The 21,099-nt window shown below is 65.2% G+C and carries 22 protein-coding genes and 1 tRNA gene; 9 read left to right on the top strand and 14 right to left on the bottom strand.

What is annotated here, in order from left to right; all coding sequences use genetic code 11:
- Positions 1-74: 74 nt before the first annotated feature.
- The gene (gene rpoB, locus HB724_RS09215) at positions 75-4,229 is read right to left on the bottom strand and encodes a DNA-directed RNA polymerase subunit beta (protein ID WP_213980630.1); all 4,155 of its coding nucleotides are present in this window, start codon (positions 4,227-4,229) and stop codon (positions 75-77) included.
- Between the two features lie 466 nt (positions 4,230-4,695).
- Here rpoB and HB724_RS09210 point away from each other — a divergent pair, with 466 nt between their 5' ends.
- The 3 genes from HB724_RS09210 to HB724_RS09200 all read left to right on the top strand — a co-directional run bounded on the left by HB724_RS09210 (position 4,696) and on the right by HB724_RS09200 (position 9,572).
- Positions 4,696-6,624, top strand: a complete 1,929-nt coding sequence (locus tag HB724_RS09210; RefSeq protein ID WP_213980629.1) for a CocE/NonD family hydrolase — start codon at positions 4,696-4,698, stop codon at positions 6,622-6,624.
- 150 nt (positions 6,625-6,774) lie between these two features.
- Complete coding sequence (locus HB724_RS09205; protein ID WP_213980628.1) at positions 6,775-8,163, top strand: pitrilysin family protein; 1,389 nt, start codon at positions 6,775-6,777, stop codon at positions 8,161-8,163.
- Positions 8,163-9,572, top strand: a complete 1,410-nt coding sequence (locus HB724_RS09200) for a pitrilysin family protein (protein WP_213980627.1) — start codon at positions 8,163-8,165, stop codon at positions 9,570-9,572. Before HB724_RS09205 ends, HB724_RS09200 begins: the two co-directional genes overlap by 1 nt.
- Here the strand turns inward: HB724_RS09200 and HB724_RS09195 are convergent.
- The gene (locus HB724_RS09195) at positions 9,517-11,589 is read right to left on the bottom strand and encodes an acyltransferase family protein (RefSeq protein ID WP_213980626.1); all 2,073 of its coding nucleotides are present in this window, start codon (positions 11,587-11,589) and stop codon (positions 9,517-9,519) included. The genes HB724_RS09200 and HB724_RS09195 overlap by 56 nt on opposite strands.
- 91 nt (positions 11,590-11,680) lie before the next feature.
- Between HB724_RS09195 and HB724_RS09190 the strand changes: the two genes are divergently transcribed.
- Positions 11,681-12,793 carry a hypothetical protein gene (locus HB724_RS09190; protein WP_213980625.1) on the top strand — a complete coding sequence of 371 codons (1,113 nt, stop codon included), beginning with the start codon at positions 11,681-11,683 and terminating at the stop codon, positions 12,791-12,793.
- A 69-nt stretch (positions 12,794-12,862) separates the two neighbouring features.
- Here the strand turns inward: HB724_RS09190 and rplL are convergent, their stop codons facing one another.
- The 4 genes from rplL to rplK all read right to left on the bottom strand — a co-directional run bounded on the left by rplL (position 12,863) and on the right by rplK (position 15,449).
- A complete protein-coding gene (rplL, locus tag HB724_RS09185; protein ID WP_213980624.1) occupies positions 12,863-13,240 on the bottom strand; it encodes a 50S ribosomal protein L7/L12 in 378 nt (125 codons plus the stop codon).
- Between the two features lie 51 nt (positions 13,241-13,291).
- Complete coding sequence (gene rplJ, locus HB724_RS09180) at positions 13,292-13,807, bottom strand: 50S ribosomal protein L10 (protein ID WP_213980654.1); 516 nt, start codon at positions 13,805-13,807, stop codon at positions 13,292-13,294.
- Between the two features lie 513 nt (positions 13,808-14,320).
- On the bottom strand, positions 14,321-15,013 hold the full coding sequence (gene rplA / locus HB724_RS09175) for a 50S ribosomal protein L1 (RefSeq protein ID WP_213980623.1): 693 nt from the start codon (positions 15,011-15,013) through the stop codon (positions 14,321-14,323).
- 4 nt (positions 15,014-15,017) lie between these two features.
- Complete coding sequence (gene rplK, locus HB724_RS09170) at positions 15,018-15,449, bottom strand: 50S ribosomal protein L11 (RefSeq protein WP_213980622.1); 432 nt, start codon at positions 15,447-15,449, stop codon at positions 15,018-15,020.
- 445 nt (positions 15,450-15,894) lie between these two features.
- Here rplK and HB724_RS09165 point away from each other — a divergent pair, with 445 nt between their 5' ends.
- From HB724_RS09165 to HB724_RS09145, 5 genes are all read left to right on the top strand, one after another.
- Positions 15,895-16,116 (top strand): hypothetical protein, encoded by a 222-nt coding sequence (locus HB724_RS09165; protein WP_213980621.1) that lies wholly within the window; start codon positions 15,895-15,897, stop codon positions 16,114-16,116.
- A 100-nt stretch (positions 16,117-16,216) separates the two neighbouring features.
- Positions 16,217-16,372 carry a hypothetical protein gene (locus HB724_RS09160; RefSeq protein WP_213980620.1) on the top strand — a complete coding sequence of 52 codons (156 nt, stop codon included), beginning with the start codon at positions 16,217-16,219 and terminating at the stop codon, positions 16,370-16,372.
- Positions 16,373-16,528: 156 nt separating this feature from the next.
- A complete protein-coding gene (locus HB724_RS09155; protein WP_256731413.1) occupies positions 16,529-16,723 on the top strand; it encodes a hypothetical protein in 195 nt (64 codons plus the stop codon).
- Positions 16,724-16,906: 183 nt separating this feature from the next.
- Entirely contained in the window at positions 16,907-17,113 is a 207-nt protein-coding gene (locus HB724_RS09150; RefSeq protein ID WP_213980618.1) for a cold-shock protein, read from the top strand.
- Between the two features lie 99 nt (positions 17,114-17,212).
- Positions 17,213-17,551 (top strand): DUF6481 family protein, encoded by a 339-nt coding sequence (locus HB724_RS09145; protein WP_213980617.1) that lies wholly within the window; start codon positions 17,213-17,215, stop codon positions 17,549-17,551.
- A 47-nt stretch (positions 17,552-17,598) separates the two neighbouring features.
- On the opposite strand, the gene HB724_RS09140 is transcribed toward HB724_RS09145, so the two are convergent.
- The 8 genes from HB724_RS09140 to HB724_RS09105 form a co-directional block, all read right to left on the bottom strand.
- Positions 17,599-17,808 carry a hypothetical protein gene (locus HB724_RS09140; RefSeq protein WP_213980616.1) on the bottom strand — a complete coding sequence of 70 codons (210 nt, stop codon included), beginning with the start codon at positions 17,806-17,808 and terminating at the stop codon, positions 17,599-17,601.
- A gap of 85 nt (positions 17,809-17,893) precedes the next feature.
- Positions 17,894-18,067 (bottom strand): hypothetical protein, encoded by a 174-nt coding sequence (locus tag HB724_RS09135; protein ID WP_213980615.1) that lies wholly within the window; start codon positions 18,065-18,067, stop codon positions 17,894-17,896.
- Between the two features lie 163 nt (positions 18,068-18,230).
- A complete protein-coding gene (locus HB724_RS09130) occupies positions 18,231-18,377 on the bottom strand; it encodes a hypothetical protein (RefSeq protein ID WP_213980614.1) in 147 nt (48 codons plus the stop codon).
- 179 nt (positions 18,378-18,556) lie between these two features.
- A complete protein-coding gene (gene nusG, locus HB724_RS09125; protein ID WP_213980613.1) occupies positions 18,557-19,093 on the bottom strand; it encodes a transcription termination/antitermination protein NusG in 537 nt (178 codons plus the stop codon).
- Positions 19,094-19,106: 13 nt separating this feature from the next.
- The gene (secE, locus tag HB724_RS09120) at positions 19,107-19,304 is read right to left on the bottom strand and encodes a preprotein translocase subunit SecE (RefSeq protein WP_213980612.1); all 198 of its coding nucleotides are present in this window, start codon (positions 19,302-19,304) and stop codon (positions 19,107-19,109) included.
- A gap of 178 nt (positions 19,305-19,482) precedes the next feature.
- Positions 19,483-20,049 carry a YqaA family protein gene (locus HB724_RS09115; protein WP_256731412.1) on the bottom strand — a complete coding sequence of 189 codons (567 nt, stop codon included), beginning with the start codon at positions 20,047-20,049 and terminating at the stop codon, positions 19,483-19,485.
- 54 nt (positions 20,050-20,103) lie between these two features.
- Positions 20,104-20,180, bottom strand: a tRNA-Trp gene (locus HB724_RS09110).
- Positions 20,181-20,287: 107 nt separating this feature from the next.
- Positions 20,288-20,782 (bottom strand): FxDxF family PEP-CTERM protein, encoded by a 495-nt coding sequence (locus HB724_RS09105; protein ID WP_256731411.1) that lies wholly within the window; start codon positions 20,780-20,782, stop codon positions 20,288-20,290.
- Positions 20,783-21,099: the final 317 nt, after the last annotated feature.

Genomic DNA, 21,099 nt, shown 5'->3' with positions numbered 1-21,099 from the left:
TTCTTTTTCCCTCTGGAGGGTAAAATCTTGTCGGCGAAGGGGAGGGCGCTACCCGAAGGCAGCGCCCGCACCCTTTATTCCGCCGCGATCTGGACGCCGTCGGTGTCGAAGCCCGGCTCGTCGGCCTTGAGTTCGACGTTGAGGCCCAGCGAGCGCATTTCCTTGACGAGCACGTTGAAGCTCTCCGGGATGCCGGCCTCGAACGTGTCGTCGCCCTTGACGATCGCCTCATAGACCTTGGTGCGGCCGACCACGTCGTCGGACTTCACCGTCAGCATTTCCTGGAGCGTGTACGCCGCGCCGTAGGCCTGGAGCGCCCAGACCTCCATCTCGCCGAAGCGCTGGCCGCCGAACTGCGCCTTGCCGCCCAGCGGCTGCTGGGTGACGAGCGAGTAGGGCCCGATCGAACGCGCGTGGATCTTGTCGTCCACGAGGTGGTGGAGCTTCAGCATGTAGATGATGCCCACGGTCACCTTGCGGTCGAACATGTCGCCCGTGCGTCCGTCGAACAGCTCCGACTGGCCCGACGTGTCGAGACCCGCCAGCGACAGCATCTCGGACACGTCCTTCTCGCGCGCGCCGTCGAACACGGGCGTGCCCATCGGCACGCCGGTCTTCAGGTTCTGCGCCAGCTCGATGACCTGCGATGCGTCGCGCGCCTTGATGTCGTCGGCATAATGGTCGCCATAGACTTCGAGCAGGCGCGCCTTGACCGCTTCCGGCATATCGCCGCCCTTGGCATCGGGATTGGCTTCACGCCAATCCTCCAGCGCGGTGTGGATCTGCTGGCCCAGGTTGCGGGCAGCCCAGCCGAGATGGGTCTCGAAGATCTGCCCGACGTTCATGCGCGACGGCACGCCCAGCGGGTTGAGCACGAGATCGACCGGCGTGCCGTCGGCGAGGAACGGCATGTCCTCGGCCGGCAGGATCCGCGAGATGACGCCCTTGTTGCCGTGACGGCCGGCCATCTTGTCGCCCGGCTGCAGCTTGCGCTTCACCGCGACGAAGACCTTGACCATCTTGAGCACGCCCGGCGGCAGCTCGTCGCCCCGCTCCAGCTTCTCGCGGCGATCGTGGAACTTCTCGGTGATGCGCTTCACGGCCTCGTCATACTGGCCCTTCACCGCTTCCAGGTTCGACTGCATCTGGTCGTCCTGCACCGCGAACTTCCACCACTCGTGGCGGTCGACCGAATCGAGCAGGTCGGCGTCGATCTCCGAACCCTTCTTGATGCCCTTGGGGGCACCGGTGGCGACCTGGCCGAGCAGCATCTCGCGCAGGCGCGACCAGGTGGCGCGGTTCAGGATGTTGCGCTCGTCGTCCGAGTCCTTCTTCAGGCGCTCGATCTCCTCGCGCTCGATCGCCATCGCGCGCTCGTCCTTGTCGATGCCGTGGCGATTGAAGACGCGGACGTCGACGATCGTGCCGGCAACGCCCGGGGGCAGGCGCAGCGAGGTGTCGCGCACGTCCGAAGCCTTTTCGCCGAAGATGGCGCGGAGGAGCTTTTCCTCCGGCGTCATCGGCGATTCGCCCTTCGGCGTGATCTTGCCGACCAGGATGTCGCCCGGCTCCACTTCGGCGCCGATATAGACGATACCGGCCTCGTCGAGGTTGCGAAGCGCTTCCTCGCCGACGTTCGGGATGTCGCGCGTGATGTCCTCAGGCCCGAGCTTGGTGTCGCGGGCCATCACTTCGAACTCATCGATATGGATCGACGTGAACACGTCGTCCTTCACGATCCGCTCGGAGATCAGGATCGAGTCCTCGTAGTTGTAGCCGTTCCAGGGCATGAACGCGACGAGCGCGTTGCGACCCAGCGCCAGCTCGCCGAACTCGGTCGAGGGGCCGTCGGCGATGATGTCGCCGGCGTTGACCACTTCGCCCACCTTCACCAGCGGACGCTGGTTGATGCAGGTCGACTGGTTCGAGCGCTGGAACTTCATCAGCGTGTAGATGTCGACGCCGCTCTCGGTGGCCTCGACGTCGCCCGACGCGCGGATGACGATACGGGTCGCATCGACCTGATCGACGATGCCCGAACGACGCGCGGCGATCGCGGCACCCGAGTCACGGGCGACGGTCTCTTCCATGCCGGTGCCGACGAACGGCGCCTCGGCGCGCACCAGCGGCACGGCCTGACGCTGCATGTTCGATCCCATCAGCGCGCGGTTGGCGTCGTCGTTTTCCAGGAACGGAATGAGCGACGCGGCGACCGACACGAGCTGCTTGGGGCTGACGTCCATCAGGGTGATCTGATCGGGCAGCGCCATCAGGAATTCGCCCGCCTGACGCGACGAGACCAGCTCCTCGGTGAAGCGGCCCTCGGCGTCGAGCTCGGCGGATGCCTGCGCGATCGTGTGCTTGGCCTCTTCCATCGCCGACAGATAGACGACGTCGTTGGTCACCTTGCCGTCGATGATGCGACGATAGGGCGTCTCGATGAAGCCGTACTTGTTGACGCGGCTGAACGAGGCCAGCGAGTTGATGAGACCGATGTTCGGGCCTTCCGGCGTCTCGATCGGGCAGATGCGGCCATAATGGGTCGGATGGACGTCGCGGACCTCGAAGCCCGCGCGCTCGCGGGTGAGACCGCCCGGCCCGAGCGCCGAGACGCGACGCTTGTGCGTCACTTCGGAGAGCGGGTTGGTCTGGTCCATGAACTGCGAGAGCTGCGAGGAACCGAAGAACTCGCGAACGGCAGCCACGGCGGGCTTGGCGTTGATGAGGTCGTTCGGCATCACGGTCGAGACATCGACCGAGCTCATGCGCTCCTTCACGGCGCGCTCCATGCGGAGCAGGCCGACGCGATACTGGTTCTCGAGCAGCTCGCCCACCGAACGCACGCGGCGATTGCCGAGATTGTCGATGTCGTCGACTTCGCCCTTGCCGTCCTTCAGGTTCACCAGCGTCTTGACGACCTCGAGGATGTCCTCAGTGCGGAGCGTCGTGACGGTGTCCTCGACGTCGAGGTCGAGGCGCATGTTGAGCTTCACGCGGCCCACGGCCGACAGGTCGTAGCGCTCCGGATCGAAGAACAGGCCGCCGAACAGCGACTCCGCGGTCTCCAGCGTCGGCGGCTCGCCGGGGCGCATGACGCGATAGATGTCGCTCAGCGCCTGCTCGCGCTCCTCGGCCTTGTCGGCGACGAGCGTGTTGCGGATCCACGGGCCGGTCGACATGTGATCGATGTCGAGCAGCTCGAGCTTCTCGATGCCGGCCTTGTCCAGCTTTTCGAGATTCTCGGCCGAAACCTCGTCGCCCGCCTCGATATAGATCTCGCCGGTCGACTCGTTGATGAGGTCATAGGCGCTGTAGCGGCCGAAGATCTCCTCGGTCGGGATCAGCAGCGTCTCCAGGCCGTCCTTCTGCGCCTTGTTGGCGGCGCGCGGCGAAATCTTCTGGCCGGACGGGAACACGACCTCGCCCGACTTGGCGTCGACGATGTCGAACATCGGCTTGGCGCCGCGCCAGTTCTCGGGCGCGAACGGGATCTGCCAGCCGTTCGGACCGCGGACGAAAGTCACGCGGTTGTAGAAATAGTTGAGGATCTCTTCCGAGTTCAGGCCCAGCGCATAGAGCAGGGTCGTCACCGGCAGCTTGCGCTTGCGATCGATGCGGACGTTGACGATGTCCTTGGCGTCGAACTCGAAGTCCAGCCACGAGCCGCGATACGGGATCACGCGTGCCGCGAAGAGATACTTGCCGCTGGCGTGGGTCTTGCCGCGGTCATGGTCGAACAGCACGCCCGGCGAACGGTGCATCTGGCTGACGATAACGCGCTCGGTGCCGTTGATGAAGAAGGTGCCGTTGCCCGTCATCAGGGGCATGTCGCCCATATAGACGTCCTGCTCCTTGATATCGAGCACCGAACGGGCTTCCGTATCAGGATCGACCTCGAACACGATGAGGCGCAGCGTGACGCGCATCGGCGCGGCATAGGTGATGCCGCGCTGGCGGCATTCGTCCACGTCGAACTTGGGGGGCTCGAGCTCGTAGTTGACGAAGTCGAGCTCGGCGGTGCCGGCGAAGTCGCGGATCGGGAAGACCGAGCGCAGGGTCTTCTCCAGACCGGAGACATAGCCGATCGAGGGGTCGCTGCGCAGGAACTGCTCGTAGGATTCGCGCTGAACCTCGATCAGGTTCGGCATCTGCACCACTTCGTGGATGTCGCCGAACACCTTGCGGATGCGGCGCTTTACGGAGCCGCCCTCGATTGCCTTGGTTGCCATGTGTCTTTGTGCCTCGTCAGCCGTAATTCGGTGCCCCTTTCCGGGGCGGGGACGCAGCAAAGGACGCGAAAAGGCCGCACGACTTCCTGATTGGAATTCGGCAGCTTTCAGCGTCCTTTAGAAACCCCAGCTCCAATTCGCCCGATGCGCTGCGCGACGGCACATCATTTCCCGAAGCTGTGGTGTGAGTAGGCCATATAGGCATGGAGTAGGAGAGTGTCAAACGGTGGGGAGGGGCAGGCCGAATTTGGAACCGCAGAGCGATCGTCATCCCGGCCTGCGCCGGGATGACGAGTTTCTGCCGGCCGGAAACGCCCGGATGCCACGTCACTACGCAAGGGGCCGCCGCCTTACGGGAACGCGATGGCCGTGCGTCTTTCCATAACGTAAGCCCCGGGCCTTTCCTTTGTCGCGGATTTGGTCCTATCCAACGCACTTTCCTTCATCGGGTGGAGTCAGGTCGCACATGAACAAGATACTCGTTACGCTGCTCGCGGGGACCGCCTTCCTCGCCACCGCCGCCCAAGCCCAGCAGGCGCCGGCCCCCGACTTCAACGACATCCCGGCCAAGTTCACGCCGCCCGAGCAGCCCGGCGACTTCATCAAGCGCGAAGTGATGATCCCGATGCGCGACGGGGTGAAGCTCTACACCGTCATCATCATCCCCAAGGGCGCGAAGAACGCCCCGATCCTGTTCACCCGCACGCCCTATAACGCTGCCGGCCGCGTCAAGCGCACCGACAGCACGATCATGGCGAACGCCCTGGCCGAGGGTGACGAGCTGTTCGTCAAGGCGGGCTATATCCGCGTCTTCCAGGATATCCGCGGCAAGTACGGCTCGGAAGGCGAATATGTCATCACCCGCCCGCCGGTCGGGCCGCTTAACCCCACCAAGGTCGATCACACCACCGACGCCTATGATTCGATCGACTGGATGGTGAAGAACATCCCCGAGACGAACGGCAAGGTCGGCATGCTCGGCTCGTCCTATGAGGGCTTCACGGTGGTGATGGCGCTGCTCGGGCCGCACCCGGCGCTCAAGGTCGCCGCGCCCGAGAGCCCGATGGTCGATGGCTGGATGGGCGACGACTGGTTCCACCACGGCGCCTTCCGCCTCGCCAATATCGGCTGGATCGGCGCGCAGACCGGCTACAAGGGCGCGGGCAAGGCGCCGAACCGGCCCGACTGGGACGATTACGACACCTTCCGCCGCGTCGGCTCGGCCGGCGACTGGGCCAAGCAGTTCGGCTATGACCAGCTCCCCGCCTGGAACAAGATGAGCCAGCACGTCGCCTATGACGCATTCTGGCAGCAGCAGGCGCTCGACAAGCTGCTGGCGGCGCATCCCTCCAACGTTCCCACGCTCTGGGAACAGGGCATCTGGGATCACGAGGACATGTACGGTGCGATCCATAGCTGGGAGGAGCTTCAGAAGACATCGGTCGCCGACAAGAATTTCCTGCTGATGGGGCCGTGGCGCCATTCGGGCTTCAACTATAATGGCTCGACGCTGGGCCAGCTCAGCTTCGAGGGCGACACCGCGCTCCAGGCGCGTCGCGACATCCTGCTGCCTTTCTTCAACGCCTATCTGAAGGACGGCGCGCCGCCCTTCACCCCGGCCAAGGCGAGCTTCTACAACACCGGCGAGAATCATTGGGAATATCTGACCAAATGGCCGCTCGCCTGCGAGAGCGGCTGCGGCGCCAAGCTCACGCCGATCTATCTGAAGCCGGCCGAGGGGCTGGGCTTCGACAAGCCGGGGCAGGGCGAGGACAGCTATGTCTCCGATCCCGCCAAGCCGGTGCCGCATCTGCCGCGCCCGGTGAACTTCCAGGACGGCCGCTGGAGCACCTATCTCGTTACCGACCAGCGCTTCGTCGACGGCCGGCCGGACGTGATGACCTATATGACCGAGCCGCTGACCAAGCCGGTCCGCGTCTCGGGCGCGCCGCTGGCGGACATCTTCGCCAAGACGACGGGCACCGACGGCGATTTCGTGGTCAAGGTGATCGACGTCTATCCGGACGAGAATGCGACCAAGAAGGAGATGGGCGGCTTCCAGCTTCCGATCAGCCTGGACATCTTCCGCGGCCGTTACCGCAATTCCTTCTCGAAGCCCGAGCCGATCCCGGCCAACAAGGTGCAGGAATATAAGTTCCGCCTGCCGACCGTGAACCATGTGTTCCAACCGGGGCACCGGATCATGGTGCAGGTCCAGTCGAGCCTGTTCCCGGTCTATGACCGCAACCCGCAGAAATATGTCGAGAACATCTTCTTCGCCAAGCCGAGCGACTATCAGAAGGCGACCGTCTCGATCGTCTATGGCGGCGCCCAGTCGAGCAGCGTGCTGCTGCCGGTGGTGCCGCTCGACCAGTCGGCGGTGGAGGCGAAGTAAGCAGCTCTTCTTACCGTCATCCCTGCCGATGCGGGGATGACGGGGGAGGGGATCCGCAACGTGCCGGACACATCCTCTTGTCACAGCCTCTTCCCATAACGGTGTGGCGGTGGAATAAGTCACCACGACTCACCCGAGGGGAAAAACCAGATGAGGAAATGGAGTCTCGCGCTCGCCCTGGCGGCGACCGCAGTCCCGGCGGCCACGTTCGCGCAGGCCGCCAAGCCCGCAGCCGAAAAGCTGCACGTCGATACCCGCTATTTCACCCTCGCCAACGGCCTGAAGGTGGTGCTGGCGAAGGACAGCATCGCCCCCACCGTCACCGTGGGCGTCTATTACGGCATCGGCTTCCGCGTGGAGCCCAAGGACCGCACCGGCTTCGCGCATCTGTTCGAGCATCTGATGTTCCAGGGATCGAAGCATGCGCCCAAGGGCGTGTTCGATACCACGATCACCAATTCGGGCGGCATCAACAACGGCTCGACCCGATTCGACTTCACCAATTATTTCGAAGTGGTGCCGTCCAGCGCGCTCGATCGGATGCTGTGGCTCGAGGCCGATCGCATGGCGAACCCGGTGATCGACGATGTGGTGCTCAAGAACCAGCAGGGCGTGGTGGGCAACGAGATCAAGGTCAACGTCCTCAACCAGCCCTACAGCACCTGGCCGTGGATCGACCTGCCGATGCTGGCCAACACCAACTGGTACAACAGCCATAATTTCTACGGCGACCTGGCCGAGGTCGAGGCCGCGACCGTGCCCGACGCGAAATCCTTCTCCGAAGCCTTCTATCGCCCGAGCAACGCCGTGCTGATCGTCGCCGGCGATCTCGATTACGACGCCACCCGCGCGACGATCGAGCGATATTTCGGCCCGATCGCGAAGAAGCCGGCCGTCGCCCAGCCCGACATCTCCGAGCCGCGCCAGACGGCCGAGAAGTTCAAGAGCCGCGTCGATGCGCTTGCGCCCAAGCCGGGCTATGCCGCGGGCTATCATGTGCCGGATCGCGGCACGCCCGAATGGTATGCGATGGGCCTGATCGACCAGATCCTTGTCCAGGGCGACGACAGCCGCCTCTATCGCAAGCTCGTCCAGGAAACCGGCATCGCCGGCGAGGTGGGCGGCGGGATCAATGCCGATCTCGGCAGCATGTTCAACTATCGCGGGCCGATGCTGTGGAGCTTCAGCTTCACCCATGATCCGACGCACACCACCGAACAGATCACCAGGGCCGTGGACGAAGTGATCGAGGATCTGCGCAGCAAGCCGGTCAGCGCAGCCGAGCTGGAGCGTGCCCGCACCAAGATGCGTTCGGACCTCTACGGCACGATCGACAGCGGCGGCCGCGTTGGCCTGATCGATCTGCTCGCGGTCTATGCCCTGTTCGACGATGATCCCGGCGCAGTGAACCGGATCGAGGACGGCTTCGCCAAGGTGACGCCCGCGCTGATCCATAAGACCGCCCAGGAATATCTCCGCAAGACCAATCGCTCGATCTACGTCGTCGAGCCCGGCGCCCAGCCTAAGGGAGGCAAGTGATGAAGCGCGCGCTCCTCGCATTCACGGCGATGCTCGCCGCCACGCCGGCCCTGGCGCAGGACGGTTTCCCGCCCGCGCCGCCGATATCGGACCCCAAGCCGTTCAAGCTGCCGGCGACCGAGACCTATGCGCTGCCCAACGGCATGCAGGTCACGCTGATCCCCTATGGCGTCGCGCCCAAGACGGTGGTGTCGCTTCGCATCCGCGCGGGCAACGCGACCGAGGGTGAGGACACGTGGCTCTCCGACCTGACCGGCCAGATGATGAAGGAAGGCGCGGGAGGCAGGTCCGCCGCCGACATCGCCGCCGCGGCGGCCGGCATGGGCGGTCAGGTCGATGTCGGGGTCGGCCAGCAGACCACCCAGGTCACCACCAACATCCTCTCCGAATATGCGCCCGATGCGGTGGCGCTGGTAAGCGACGTCGCGCTCCGCCCCGATCTGCCGGCCGGCGAGATCGCCCGGGTGAAGGCCAATCTCGGCCGCCAGCTTTCGGTGGCGCTGTCGCAGCCGGGCACGCTGGCCGACGCGGCGCTCGCCCGCCGGATCTACGGCCCCAACCATCCCTATGGCCGCACGATCCCGAGCCAGGCGCAGCTCGCCGCCTATACGATCGATCAGGTGAAGGCATTCCATGCCGGCCAGTTCGGAGCCCGCCGCGCGCATCTCTACATCGCCGGGCGCTTCGACGCGGCGGCGGTGAAGGCGGCGGTGGCGAAGGCGTTCGGCGGCTGGGCGGCTGGGCCGGAGCCGCTCAAGCTCGCCAGCCCGCATACGCCCGGTCCGCAGGTGCTGCTGATCGATCGTCCGGGCGCGCCGCAGACGACTCTGCGCCTGACCTTCGACGCTGCCCCGGCGGGAAGCGATGCGGATATTCCGCAGCGGGTCACCAATTCGCTGCTCGGCGGCGCGTTCAGCTCGCGCATCACCACCAATATCCGCGAGGACAAGGGCTATACCTATTCGCCCGGCTCCGGCGTCGCCTTCAATCCCGGCGACGCGCTGTGGAGCTTCGAGGCGGACGTGACGACCGAGCATACCGGCGATTCGCTCCATGAGGTGTTCAAGGAGATCCGCCGGATGCAGGCCGAGCCAGCGGCGCAGGAGGAGTCCAAGGGCATCCGCACCTATATGGCCGGGCTGTTCGCGATCCAGAATTCGACTTCGGGCGCGGTGGTGGGGACGCTCGCGAACCGCGACGTGCTGGGCCTGCCCGCCGACTGGACCGAGCGCTACGTCCCCGCGGTGATGGCGGTCACGCCGGAGCAGATGCTGGCATCGGCCAAGGCCGATTATCCGATCGAGAAGCTCACGCTGGTCGTGGTCGGCGATCTCAAGACGGTCGTCCCCCAGCTCAAGGCCCAGCCCGAGCTGGCGAACCTGCCGTTCCAGACGGTGACGGTGCCCTGAGCGGCAACAGCGCATCGCGAAGGCCCGGATAGAGCAGGTCGTTGCCGGCGCCGCTCAGATGGTCGCCATCGAAGAAGCGCGGGCGCCCGCCGGGCATCGCGTCGCACGGATCGCTGGTGCAGAGCGTGGGGAAGGGATCCCATAGCGTCAGCGCCGGCTGGCGTGCGGATAGTTGCTGCATCGCGCTGAGCACGTCGCGTCGCTGCTCCAGCATCGTATCGCGGCGGATCGTCGTGCCGCCGCGGCAGATCGGATTATGGCGGTTGAACCAGTCCGCGCAGCGGAAGGCGGGACTGGGGAAGATCGGCTTGGGGGCTTCCATCACCAGCCGGGCGCCGGTGCCGGCAAGTTGCGCGAGCAGGCGTTCGGCTTCCGCCATGGCTTCGGGGGCCACGCGATTGGATCGATGGTCGGTCGCGCCTTCGAACTGGTTGGTGAGCCGCGCCAGGCGCAGCCCCGGCAGGAAGATCCTGTCGCCGGGCCTCGCCGAAGCGCGGATGTCGCGGAGCATAGCGCCATAATAATCCTGGCACGCGGGCTGCGAGGCCATCGTGTCGATCAGCGGCAGGAACGGGCAGAAGGCGCGGAAATAGAGGCGGATCGGCACGCCCAGTTCGGCGGCGAGCTGGCGCAGCGCGGGCGTATAGGCGATGCCGTGCGAATCCCCCGCGACGAACAGGGTGAAGCCGGCCGGCGGGCGGGCGCAGTCGCGCGGCGTCCAGACGATCAGGCTGCCGCCCTGGAATCCGCTCTCCTGCTGGTCGGTGGCGCAGTGGCTGCGTGCCGGATCGAGCGCGCGGCCGGGGTCCGCATACCATGCGTCGTGGTCGCCGGTGACGCTCAGCGTGATGGTGTTGTGCGCGCGGATCAGCGTCTGCCCACCCAGCCAGGCGATCGCTACGGCCAACAGCGCGGTCAGCACCACGCGGCCGCGCGGCTGATTGCGGATCGCGCGGCTCGTGCGCAGCGGTTGCTCGACGAGGAAATAGGAAGCGGTGGCGAGGGCCATGGCGATCACCAGCGCGGCAAGCTGGAGCGCCAGCGTGTGCAGTCCTGCCGTCCAGCGGAACAGCACGAACACCGGCCAATGCCAGAGATAGAGCGAGTAGGACAGCAGCCCGATCGCCACCAGCGGCCGGCTGGCGAGCAATCGGCTCGCCGCGCTTTCGGGCGCCGCGCAGAGCGTGGCGATGAGCCCCGCCGTGCCCGTCACCGGCAACAGCGCAAGCGGGAAGGGGAACAGCCGGGTTTCGGGAATGGCGAAGCCGGCCAGCAGTATTCCGGCGCTTGCCAGGGCCAGGCCATGGCGGCGCGCGGCGGGCATTGCGGCGAGCAGCGGTTGCCATTGCTCGCGCGTCAGGCACAGCAGCATGCCGGCGCCCAGTTCCCAGAAGCGCGGGAAGATCAGGTATAAGGCATATCTGGGCGCGAATTGCCCCAGCACCGCTGACAGGAGCAGCGAAGCGACCGACAGCCAGGCGACGACCCTTATGGCTGCGCGTCCCCGGTGCAGTCGTTGGTGCCAATGGAGCAGGAACGGGAAGACCAGGTAGAATTGCTCTTCGACGCCCAGCGACCAGGTGTGCGTGAACGGGTTATAGGTGGCGAGCGGCCCGAAATAGCTGTCCGCATCGGCGGCGAGGGCGATGTTGCTCAACCCGAAAAAGGCGAACTGCCCGATCAGGATCGGGTTGCGGCCCAGCCATAGGGTCGGAATGAAGAGCTGCGCGGCCAGGATCGTCGCCAGCAGCATGACGATCAGCGCCGGCAATATCCGCACCAGCCGACGCGCATAGAAATAGGCGGCGAGCGCGCCCAGGGTCGCGAACTGCCGCCCGAGCAGCGATCCGGTGACGACGAAGCCGGAGATGACGAAGAAGATGTCTACGCCGGTGAAGCCGCCCGGCAGTGCCGACGGCCACAGATGGAACAATATCACCGATCCGACGGCAAAGGCGCGCAGCCCGTCGATCGCCGGAATATAGGAAGGCCCCCGCCCGGTTTGCTGCGCCGTCATCATCCCCCCGTTCAGCTCTAGGACAAGGCGTTTCGCCGGACAATGGTGGCATGTGCAGCCTGTGTTCACCTTGCCCGCCTAGCCTGGAGGCGTGGAGTCAGGGAGGCGACGGATCGGCGGATTGCTCTGCGCGGCGGCGGTGCTGATCGCGCCGGCGGCGTTCGCCCAGGACGTGCCCGCGCCGGCCCCTTCTCCGTCTCCGTCTCCGTCGCGGACCCCGACCATCACCACGTTGCCCGGCGTCGTGCCCGAGCGCTACAGCCTGCCGGGCACGCCCGCGCCTGCACCGGTGCCGGTCCCGCCGCCGATCGCCAGTCCGTCGTCCACACCGACGCCGAATATGGTCGCTTCGCCGCGCGCGCAGACACCGCGTACCGAGCCGCGTCCTACCGCCACGCCGATGCGCACGGTTGAGGCGCCCGCGCCACCGGTTTCGATCCCCACCGTAGCACCGGCTCCGGTGACGGTGTCCTCGCCGACCGCCATTCCCGTGCCCGTCGCCGCCCGGCCATCGATGCCGGGCTGGCTAGGGATGCTGATCGGCGCTGCCGCGACGCTGGCGCTGCTGGGCGGGGCTTGGCTGTTCCTGCGCCGCCGACCCGAAGCCTTTGAAGAGGAGGAAGCGCAGCCCGAGCCGGCTCCCGCTCCCGCTCCCGCGCCGCGGCCATCGGTCCCTCCGGCCCCGCCATCGGCCCCGCAGTCGCAATCCGAACCCTTCGAGATCCGCGTCCGTCCCACCCGGATCGAGCTCGGCGAGCGCGAGGTGCTGCTCGATTTCGAGCTTCTCGTCGGCAACACCCAGCCGGTGCCCGCGGAGGGCGTCCGCCCGTCGCTGGGGATCATCAGCGCCAGCCCCGATCAGGATCGCGTCCTCGACGGCTTTCATCGCGGCCCGCCGGGCGAGGCGGCGGGCGAACCCTTCGATCTCGCGCCGGGCGGCGGCGCCCGGATACCCGCCCGCCTCGCGCTGCCGCGCGATCGCGTCCATGTCGTCCAGCTCGGCGGGCGGCCGATGTTCGTGGCGATGATACTGGTCGATCTGCGCTGGCGCTCGGGGCTCAGCATCCGCCGCTTCGGCGCCGATTTCATGATCGGCGCGGCGGGGCAGGGAGAGCGAATCGGCCCGATCTGGCTCGATCGCGGCCAATCCACTGCCGCGCTCGGCGCCACGCGCTATGTGCGCCGCGAGATGGCGGCGGCCTGAAGCGCAACGAGAAAGGGGCGGCCCGTTGCCGGACCGCCCCTTCGTTCTCTGCGGTGAAGCAGAAGAAGCTTACTTGACCTCGACGGTCGCGCCGGCTTCCTCGAGCTGCTTCTTGATCTTCTCGGCCTCGTCCTTGTTGATGCCTTCCTTGACGGCCTTCGGAGCCGACTCGACCAGCGTCTTGGCTTCGGTCAGGCCCAGGCCGGTGATGGCGCGGACTTCCTTGATGACGTTGATCTTCTTGCCACCGTCGCCGGTGAGGATCACGTCGAACTCGGTCTTCTCTTCCGCGGCCGGAGCAGCGGCGGCGCCGCCGCCGGCAGCCGGAGCGGCAACCGCGGCAGCGGCCGAGACGCCCCACTTCTCTTCGAGAAGCTTCGAGAGCTCGGCGGCTTCGAGAACGGTCAGCTCGGAGAGCTGGTCGACAAGTGCGTTAAGGTCAGCCATGATAAACTCCAATTAAATCAAATGGTTTGGTAAAAACAGGTCGCGGAAGCCTCAGGCGGCTTCCTTCTCCGCATAAGCTGCCAGGACGCGCGCGATCTGGGCCGCCGGCGCCTGGGTGATGGTTGCGATCTTGGTCGCGGGAGCAACGATGAGCCCCACGATCTTGGCACGCAGTTCATCCAGCGACGGCAGAGACGCGAGCGCCTTGATGCCTTCGGCGTCGAGCAGCTGCTTGCCCATCGCTCCGCCGACGACTTCGAGCTTGTCGTTCGTCTTGGCGAAGTCCGAGATCACCTTGGCCGCGGCCACGGGATCGACGGAAGTGGAAAGCGCAGTCGGACCCGTGAGCAGGTCCGCGATCACCGTATAATCGGTGCCCTCGGCGGCGATCTTGGCAAGCTTGTTCTTCGAGACCCTGTAGCTCGCACCGGCGTCGCGCATCTTGTTGCGGAGGTCCGTCGACTGCTTGACGGTCATCCCGAGATTGCGGGTGACAACCACCACGCCAACCTCGCCAAAGGTGCGGTTCAGCTCGGCAACGGCGTCGGCCTTCTGGGAACGATCCATGCCGGTCTCCTCATTCATGAAGCGCCCCTGGCGAGGCGCTTCGGTTACGAAATGTCCGAGGGGCATGATCGTCGCGACCGGCATTTACCGGCGTGACCCAAACGCCTGCACCAGGGCAGGGCGTCGGAAAAATCTGTCCCCGTCTTGGCGAGAGATTAAGACCGGCAGATCCCGGTCACTCGCTGTCTCGGACGGAACGCAAGTCCGGCGAACCGGACAAGCGAAGGCGCGCACATAGCGGGATATGCGCGAGAGTCAATCCATCCCGTGTGTTAGGACAAATCCTCCCCCAGCTCGCTGGGGGAGGGGGACCATGCGCAGCATGGTGGAGGGGCGGCGGCGAAGTCGCCGTTGTCCCTTGCCGCGCCGTCCCCCGGCCTTCGGCCGGCCCCTCCACCGCTCTGCGAGCGGTCCCCCTCCCCGAGACAAGCTCGGGGAGGATTTTCGGGGACACGAAAAAGGGGCCGGGAAGCATCGCTCCCCGGCCCCTGAATTCCGTCAAAAGCGGAAAGCTTACGCCGCGGCGACTTCCGCCGTGTCCACCTTCACGCCCGGGCCCATCGACGAGGACAGCGCCACCTTGCGGAGATACTTGCCCTTGGCGCCGGCCGGCTTGGCCTTGACCACCGCATCGACCAGCGCGTCGAAATTCGCGCGGAGGTCTTCGGCCGGGAAGGAGACCTTGCCGATGCCGGAATGGATGATGCCGGCCTTCTCGACGCGGTACTCGACCTGACCGCCCTTGGCGGCCTTCACCGCTTCGGCGACGTTCATCGTCACGGTGCCCAGCTTCGGGTTCGGCATCATGCCCTTCGGACCCAGGATCTTGCCCAGGCGGCCCACCAGGCCCATCATGTCCGGCGTGGCGATGCAGCGATCGAAATCGATCTTGCCGCCCTGGATGGCTTCCATCAGATCCTCGGCGCCCACCACGTCCGCACCGGCGGCAGTGGCTTCGTCGGCCTTGGCGCCGCGAGCGAACACGCCGACGCGGACGGTCTTGCCGGTGCCCTTGGGCAGGGTGACGACGCCGCGCACCATCTGGTCCGCGTGACGCGGATCGACACCCAGGTTGAGCGCGACCTCGACGGTCTCGTCGAACTTCGAGGTGGCGTTGGCGCGCACCAGCGCGATTGCCTCGTCCACGCCGTGCAGCTTCTCGGCGTCGATCGTCCAGGTCTTCTGCTTCTTGGTCAGCTTTGCCATGTCTTTAGCCCTCCACGACCTGGAGGCCCATCGCGCGGGCCGAGCCCTCGATGATCTTGGTGGCCGCCTCGATGTCGTTTGCGTTCAAGTCCTTCATCTTCGCCTCGGCAACCGCCTGGACGGCCGAGCGCTTGATGGTGCCCGCGGAAACCTTGCCCGGCTCCTTCGAGCCCGACTTCAGGTTGGCGGCCTTCTTGAGCAGATAGGTCGCCGGCGGCGTCTTGGTCTCGAACGAGAAGGAGCGGTCCGCATAGACGGTGATGACGGTGGGGAGGGGGGTGCCCTTCTCCTGGTCGCCGGTCGACGCGTTGAACGCCTTGCAGAATTCCATGATGTTCACGCCGCGCTGACCCAAAGCAGGGCCGATCGGCGGCGAGGGGTTCGCGGCGCCCGCGGGCACCTGCAGCTTGATATAGCCGGTAATCTTCTTTGCCATGTCACTCTCTTTCAGGAGGCGCCGCTGGGGACGCCCCGATCAAGTTTAGCGGTCCAGACGGGCGCCGGTTCAAAGGGCGCCCTCCCGCAGGGGTTTCCATTGCTTTAGCGTTGGAAGCGCGCGCCGATAGCGGAAACCGCCCCTGGTTGCAATCCTTCATGGGCAGATGCGGTCGGGGCTCGTTCGAATCAATTCGTCTTCGAAGGTGGCGGAATCCGCGCGGCTTCCTATATCCTATGTATCGCGCCGCTTCTTCTTGGGCAGGGCGCGGCTGAGAGATGCTTTGTGCTCCCGCTCTTGCGGAGCCGTATATGTCTCGATCCTTCGAAATTCCTTCTTCGCGGCGTTTGGCACTCGCGGCTTCTCTGCCGGATAGCGGACGACGCATTCTCTCGCTGTTCGACGTGGTCGATCGGAACGTTCCGGCCGTGGCGCAGGAGTTGCCATGTCGCGCGCGGTGAACATCGATGCGCCGGTCGACGCGGTCATTGCCATGTCGGCCAAGCACAATGCGGCGATCAGCGCGATCGAGCCCTTGCAGCCCCGCGGAACGCGCGTCGTCTTCATGAACGCGGACGATGCGGCGGTGGTCGCGCGTGCCTATGGCGCCCGCGTTCTCAACGGCGCCATCACCCGTGAGCCTTGGAAGCAGCGAAGCGTCGATTGAGGCGTCATTCCCGGCGGCCCCGGCCGACTGGCGAAACAGGAGGAAGCCGAAATGACTCCGAGAGTCGAAGCGTCGCCCCCGCAGATCGACGCCGCCGCGCATGCCTGACCTCCTTCACCGGTTGTTCGGCACCCATGTCGCCGATCCTGCCAGCAACCATTGGGATCGCGGGCATTTCGCCAGCAAATGCGTCCGGTGCGGCCGCCACATGATACGCCTGCCGGGCCTGCCCTGGCGGGTGGGGCGGGCAGATTAGAACAGGAGCCGGCCACATATGCCGGCGCGCCGGACGATCGCTCATCGTTCCGTTCGAAAGGTAAAGCCCATGCGACCCTCATCCATTTTGTGCCGTGCGCAGGAAGCGCGCCAACATGCGGTTGCCGCAGGATCTACCCTGTCCAATGTGCGAGGCGTGGCGAAGCTCGCTGCGGCGGCATGGGGCAAGGAGGCGGTACTGGCCGAAGGGCGCGAGCGGCGGATGCTCCGACGGCAGGCCATGAATGAGAATTCGATGGAGCTGTCCGCCGAGTCGCCACACGCCGAGGATCTGTCGTTCAGTGAAAATCCCGATCGCGGATTTTCCGATGCGGAGATGCATTTCCAATAATTGCGGATAATTTCGCAATAATGCCGAATATTCATTGCATTATAGGTGCAGTGCTCCATATCGGTAATGCTATCGTCGCCTGCGACGGAAATTACGCTCTTGGGCATAAACTTCCATTTCACGCTTCTTGGCTCCGAGCGCAATCGCGCCAGGACACCTCATGTTTTGTGAAAGGAACATCCTATGACCATCGGCAAAGTGAAATTCTTCAATATCGACAAGGGCTACGGCTTCATTTCGCCCGAGAGCGGCGGCAATGACAGCTTCGTTCATATCAGCGCGGTGGAACGCGCCGGCATGACGACGCTGACGGCCGACCAGCGCGTCTCCTACGACGTCGAGAACGACCAGCGGGGCAAGTCCTCGGCGGTGAATCTCCAGGCCGTCTGATTCAGTTACCCTATCGTTGAAGCGGGGCGGATGTGGCAGAAGCCATGTCCGCCCCATTCGTATTTCTACCAATCAGCATCAGAAAGCACCGCCCTCTCCATGACTTCGTATCGCGCCCCCGATTTCAACGAGCGCACGGCGCTCTCGCGCCAGGCCAAGCAGAAGGCGCTGGACCAGCTTCGCGCCAAGCCCGGTGCGAGCGAGGCCGAGCTGGCGGCGCGCAAGGCGGCGCGGCTGGAGCGTGAGGCGGCTGAGGCCGAGGCGCGGCGGATCAGGCACGCCGAAGCGCAGCAGGCCAAGCAGGACGCATTGGCTGCGGCGCGTGAAGTCGAGGCACGGCAGGCGGCCGAAGCCGCCGAGGTCGCCCCGGTTCGCAGCGATGCCGACAGGAAGGCCGAGCGCGACGCGCGCTATGCCGCGCGCAAGGCCCGGAAATAGGCTTTCCGCGGAAAGGGGGATATCCGTCCCCCTTCCGCGCGCTTCGCTCACTTCGTGGCGATATCGACAGCCTCGCCCTTATATTGCTCGCGGACGAATTTGCGCGCCGCGGTCTGGGTGGGGAAGCCGTCCTCGAGCAGTTCCGACGATACCAGGGGATAGCCCTGCGAATTGTAGCGCGTGGATCTGACGGTGATACGGAAAACGCCCCCTTCGTCCTTGAGGATGAGATAGGGACGGACGGGGGTTCTCGGCATTCTGGGATCCTTGTTGTGGGAGGCCGCCGGAGATGGCGGCCCGGCATTCAAAAACGAGTGGAATTCGGGGCGTCTCGCCGCGGGCTTATCCCCGGATCGGTTCGGCGCCGCCATTGAGGCCGGGAAAGGCTATCCGGCGCAGTTGGTTCGCATAGCCGCTGGCCAGGCCCTCATGGGCGAGACGTGCTTCCACGCTGCGCGCCGATTTCGCCCGCATGAGCGAGATCTGCTGCCGCTTGAGGAAATAATTGATGTCCATGACATACTCCCGTGGGAGCGAGAGCACGATGTCTCTCAGTCACAAGTTGCTCTGATAGAATCAGGTGATGCGGCAGCATAGCACAGTTCCCGGCCGCGTGCCGATAAATCTGCTATCATATCAAGGGACGGCGATTCGCGGATTTCACCGCAGCCATCAGCAATTATTTTTTGAGAATCTGCTCTTCGCGTCTCGCCTGATCCCGCTTTCGGTCGCGCGCGGTCTTCTGCGCATAGGAATTACGGCGGATGAACAGCAAAAGCGTAATTGCGGCGATGACCATCAGTACGATCAGGGCGTAGGCGATCATGAGGCGGGTTTCGACGGTCTCTCTCCTGCGGCTGCAAACACCGCAGCGGGCTGCCTCATACGCCACAAGCGCCGGTTAACCTAATCGTCCGCGGCTGGCGCAGGCCCGGTTCCAACGGAAAAGGCCGGAGCTTTCGCCCCGGCCTTTCCTTTTCCGAATAAGTGCGACGCAGCGCGGCGTTACTTGATCCGCTCGACGTCCTCGAAGCCCAACTCCAGCGGAGTCGCGCGGCCGAAGATCGAGATCGAGACCTTGACGCGGCTCTTGTCGAAATCGAGTTCCTCGACCACGCCCGAGAAGGTCGCGAAATTGCCCGAGGTGACCTTGACCGTGTCGCCGATGTCGTAATCGACGCTGACCTTGTGCTTCGGCGCGGCGGCGGCCTCCTCCTTGGTGTTGAGGATGCGCGCGGCCTCGGCCTCGGTGATCGCCTGGGGCTTGCCCATCGATCCCAGGAAGCCGGTCACCTTCGGCGTGTTCTTCACCAGATGATAGACGTCGTCGTTCATGTCCAGCTTGGCGAGGACATAGCCGGGGAAGAACTTCCGCTCGGACTGGATCTTCTTGCCGCGGCGGACTTCCGTCACGGTCTCGGTGGGGACTTCGACCGATTCGACGAAGCGATCCAGGCCCATGCGCGTGGCATCGGCCATGATCTGATCGCGAACCTTGCCCTCGAAGCCCGAATAGGCGTGGATGATGTACCAGCGCGACATGTGTGGTCCCTTGTTACGCGGCGAGGCGCAGGAGGCTGTTGACGATGAAGTCGAAGCCGGTGTCGATCGCGACGAAGAAGACGCCGAGCAGCGTCGTCATGATCATCACCATGACGCCGGTCATGATCGTCTCGCGGCGCGATGGCCACACGATCTTCGACGTCTCCTGGCGCACTTGGCGCATGAATTCGATCGGACTGGTTCGCGCCACCTGGGCATTCCTCGCTCAAAAAAACGGTCACCGACTTCGGGGCATGGGTCCGCTGCCCGGTCCTCCCAGAGGAACCGGCGCTTCCCTAACCACGCTGTCGGATTGGGGACCGTATCTAGCGTCGATATTCGTTCGACGCAAGCGTCGAGGCCGGTGCCGCTTTCCCCGCAAACAAAGCTCAGAGATAGGCGACCGCGACGAAACCCCCGACGATGAGCGCCAGGAACAGCCAGGCGAACAGGCTGAGCCGCTTCTCGATGAAGGCCTGGACGGGCTCGCCGAAGCGCTTGAGCAGCGCGGCGATGATGAAGAAGCGCGCGCCGCGGGTGATGGTGCACAGGATCACGAACAGCGGGAAGTTGAAATGCGCGACGCCGCTGGCGATCGTGACGAGCTTGAACGGGATCGGCGTCAGGCCCTTCAGCAGGATGATCGCGGCGCCATATTCGCCGTACATCGTCTGGAACTGCGCGATCTTGTCCTGCATGTGGTAGAGGCTGATGAGCCACTGGCCGACGCTCTCGAGCAGGAAATAGCCGATCGCATAGCCCAGAAGGGCGCCCAGGACCGAGGCGACGGTGCAGACGGTGGCGATCAGATACGCCTGGTCGCGCCGGGCGATGACCATCGGGACGACCATCGCGTCGGGCGGGATCGGGAAGAAGCTGCTCTCGGCGAAGGAGACCGCGGCAAGCACGCGGAGCGCGTGGCGGTGATGCGCCATGCGCAGAACCCAGTCGTACAAGGCCCGAAACATGCGTTTCCCCGAAAATAGCGGGCAGGCGCCTCGCACGGCAGATGGCAGGGGCGCTCGGATTCGAACCGAGGGCCTTCGGTTTTGGAGACCGACGCTCTAACCAGCTGAGCTACGCCCCTGTGCGGTTGGCGGCTGTAGCGTGCGCCGAAACGGGGGGCAAGAGCGTAGCGCGACGAAGGCCGCGATTATGCGCGGCTGCCCGTCGCCTCGCCGTCCCGTTCGGGGATCAGGCCAGCGCCGCCCGCCGCTGCGCGCGATGGCGGCGCAGGCTGAGCCCGGCAAAGCCGAAACCGCCGATCAGCATCGCCCATGCCGCCGGCTCGGGCACCGCGAGCGGCGCGAAACTACCCTGGCCGGCATAGGCGCCGTTGCCGCGCGAGAGGCCGCTGATGACGATCCGGTTCACTGCGTCCGCCGTAACCGGCACGAGATCGGCGAACACCGCTTCGTTGCGGGGGTCCGTCCGCCCGCCGAGCGGGATGCCGTTGAAGACCACCGAAATCAGGTCGAGATCGCCGGTTCCTTCGAAAATCGCGGCGCGGGTGGAGACCGAGCCGCTGGCCAGCCCGTTCGTCGGCAGCACGAACTGATAGACATGCTCGAACATGCCGGCGACGATGCCGGTCTGGCCGAAGGCCGTGGAGACCGAGCCGCCCGGCCCGGGCGTGATCGTCATGTCGGCGGCGGTGAAATGGCTCTGGGCCTGGGCGGCTCCCGGCATAAGCGATACTGGCGCAGTGAAAGCCGATGCGAGAGCAATGGTCTGACGGAGCATATACGCCTCCCTTTACAAAAATTAACCCTCTGCGCAGTTGGCCAGACGCCTCGCAAAGGGTCGATGTTCCGTAAGGGAAGGGCGGTTCGTCGCGGTTTTCGGGCGGCCCAGGGAGCTGGAAAGCGGTCGGAAATTGCTGCGTCGCAGCATAATTGCCTGGTTTCAGGAGCTTGCGGGAAGCAGCTGAAATCCCGGCGATGTCAGGGTATCCGGCCGTGGACGGGCCGGACGCGGGATCTCGTTTCGCAGCCGTGCATCGCAGA

The sequence above is a fragment of the Sphingomonas sp. dw_22 genome, assembly GCF_018449795.1.
In the GTDB taxonomy this organism is placed as follows: Bacteria; Pseudomonadota; Alphaproteobacteria; order Sphingomonadales; family Sphingomonadaceae; genus Sphingomonas.
Note: the sequence above shows the minus strand (reverse complement) of the source record. Positions and strands in the feature narration are given on the sequence as shown.

Excerpts from the sequence above, each read along its gene's own strand:
- rpoB (WP_213980630.1), bottom strand. The coding sequence starts at position 4,229 with ATGGCAACCAAGGCAATCGAGGGCGGCTCCGTAAAGCGCCGCATCCGC.
- HB724_RS09165 (WP_213980621.1), top strand. The coding sequence starts at position 15,895 with ATGTCGCGCGCGGTGAACATCGATGCGCCGGTCGACGCGGTCATTGCC.
- HB724_RS09200 (WP_213980627.1), top strand. The coding sequence starts at position 8,163 with ATGAAGCGCGCGCTCCTCGCATTCACGGCGATGCTCGCCGCCACGCCG.
- nusG (WP_213980613.1), bottom strand. The coding sequence starts at position 19,093 with ATGTCGCGCTGGTACATCATCCACGCCTATTCGGGCTTCGAGGGCAAG.
- HB724_RS09205 (WP_213980628.1), top strand. The coding sequence starts at position 6,775 with ATGAGGAAATGGAGTCTCGCGCTCGCCCTGGCGGCGACCGCAGTCCCG.
- HB724_RS09140 (WP_213980616.1), bottom strand. The coding sequence starts at position 17,808 with ATGCCGAGAACCCCCGTCCGTCCCTATCTCATCCTCAAGGACGAAGGG.
- HB724_RS09195 (WP_213980626.1), bottom strand. The coding sequence starts at position 11,589 with ATGACGGCGCAGCAAACCGGGCGGGGGCCTTCCTATATTCCGGCGATC.
- rplA (WP_213980623.1), bottom strand. The coding sequence starts at position 15,013 with ATGGCAAAGCTGACCAAGAAGCAGAAGACCTGGACGATCGACGCCGAG.
- HB724_RS09105 (WP_256731411.1), bottom strand. The coding sequence starts at position 20,782 with ATGCCGGGAGCCGCCCAGGCCCAGAGCCATTTCACCGCCGCCGACATG.
- rplK (WP_213980622.1), bottom strand. The coding sequence starts at position 15,449 with ATGGCAAAGAAGATTACCGGCTATATCAAGCTGCAGGTGCCCGCGGGC.
- HB724_RS09150 (WP_213980618.1), top strand. The coding sequence starts at position 16,907 with ATGACCATCGGCAAAGTGAAATTCTTCAATATCGACAAGGGCTACGGC.
- HB724_RS09130 (WP_213980614.1), bottom strand. The coding sequence starts at position 18,377 with ATGATCGCCTACGCCCTGATCGTACTGATGGTCATCGCCGCAATTACG.
- rplL (WP_213980624.1), bottom strand. The coding sequence starts at position 13,240 with ATGGCTGACCTTAACGCACTTGTCGACCAGCTCTCCGAGCTGACCGTT.
- HB724_RS09135 (WP_213980615.1), bottom strand. The coding sequence starts at position 18,067 with ATGGACATCAATTATTTCCTCAAGCGGCAGCAGATCTCGCTCATGCGG.
- HB724_RS09145 (WP_213980617.1), top strand. The coding sequence starts at position 17,213 with ATGACTTCGTATCGCGCCCCCGATTTCAACGAGCGCACGGCGCTCTCG.
- rplJ (WP_213980654.1), bottom strand. The coding sequence starts at position 13,807 with ATGGATCGTTCCCAGAAGGCCGACGCCGTTGCCGAGCTGAACCGCACC.
- HB724_RS09160 (WP_213980620.1), top strand. The coding sequence starts at position 16,217 with ATGCCTGACCTCCTTCACCGGTTGTTCGGCACCCATGTCGCCGATCCT.
- HB724_RS09210 (WP_213980629.1), top strand. The coding sequence starts at position 4,696 with ATGAACAAGATACTCGTTACGCTGCTCGCGGGGACCGCCTTCCTCGCC.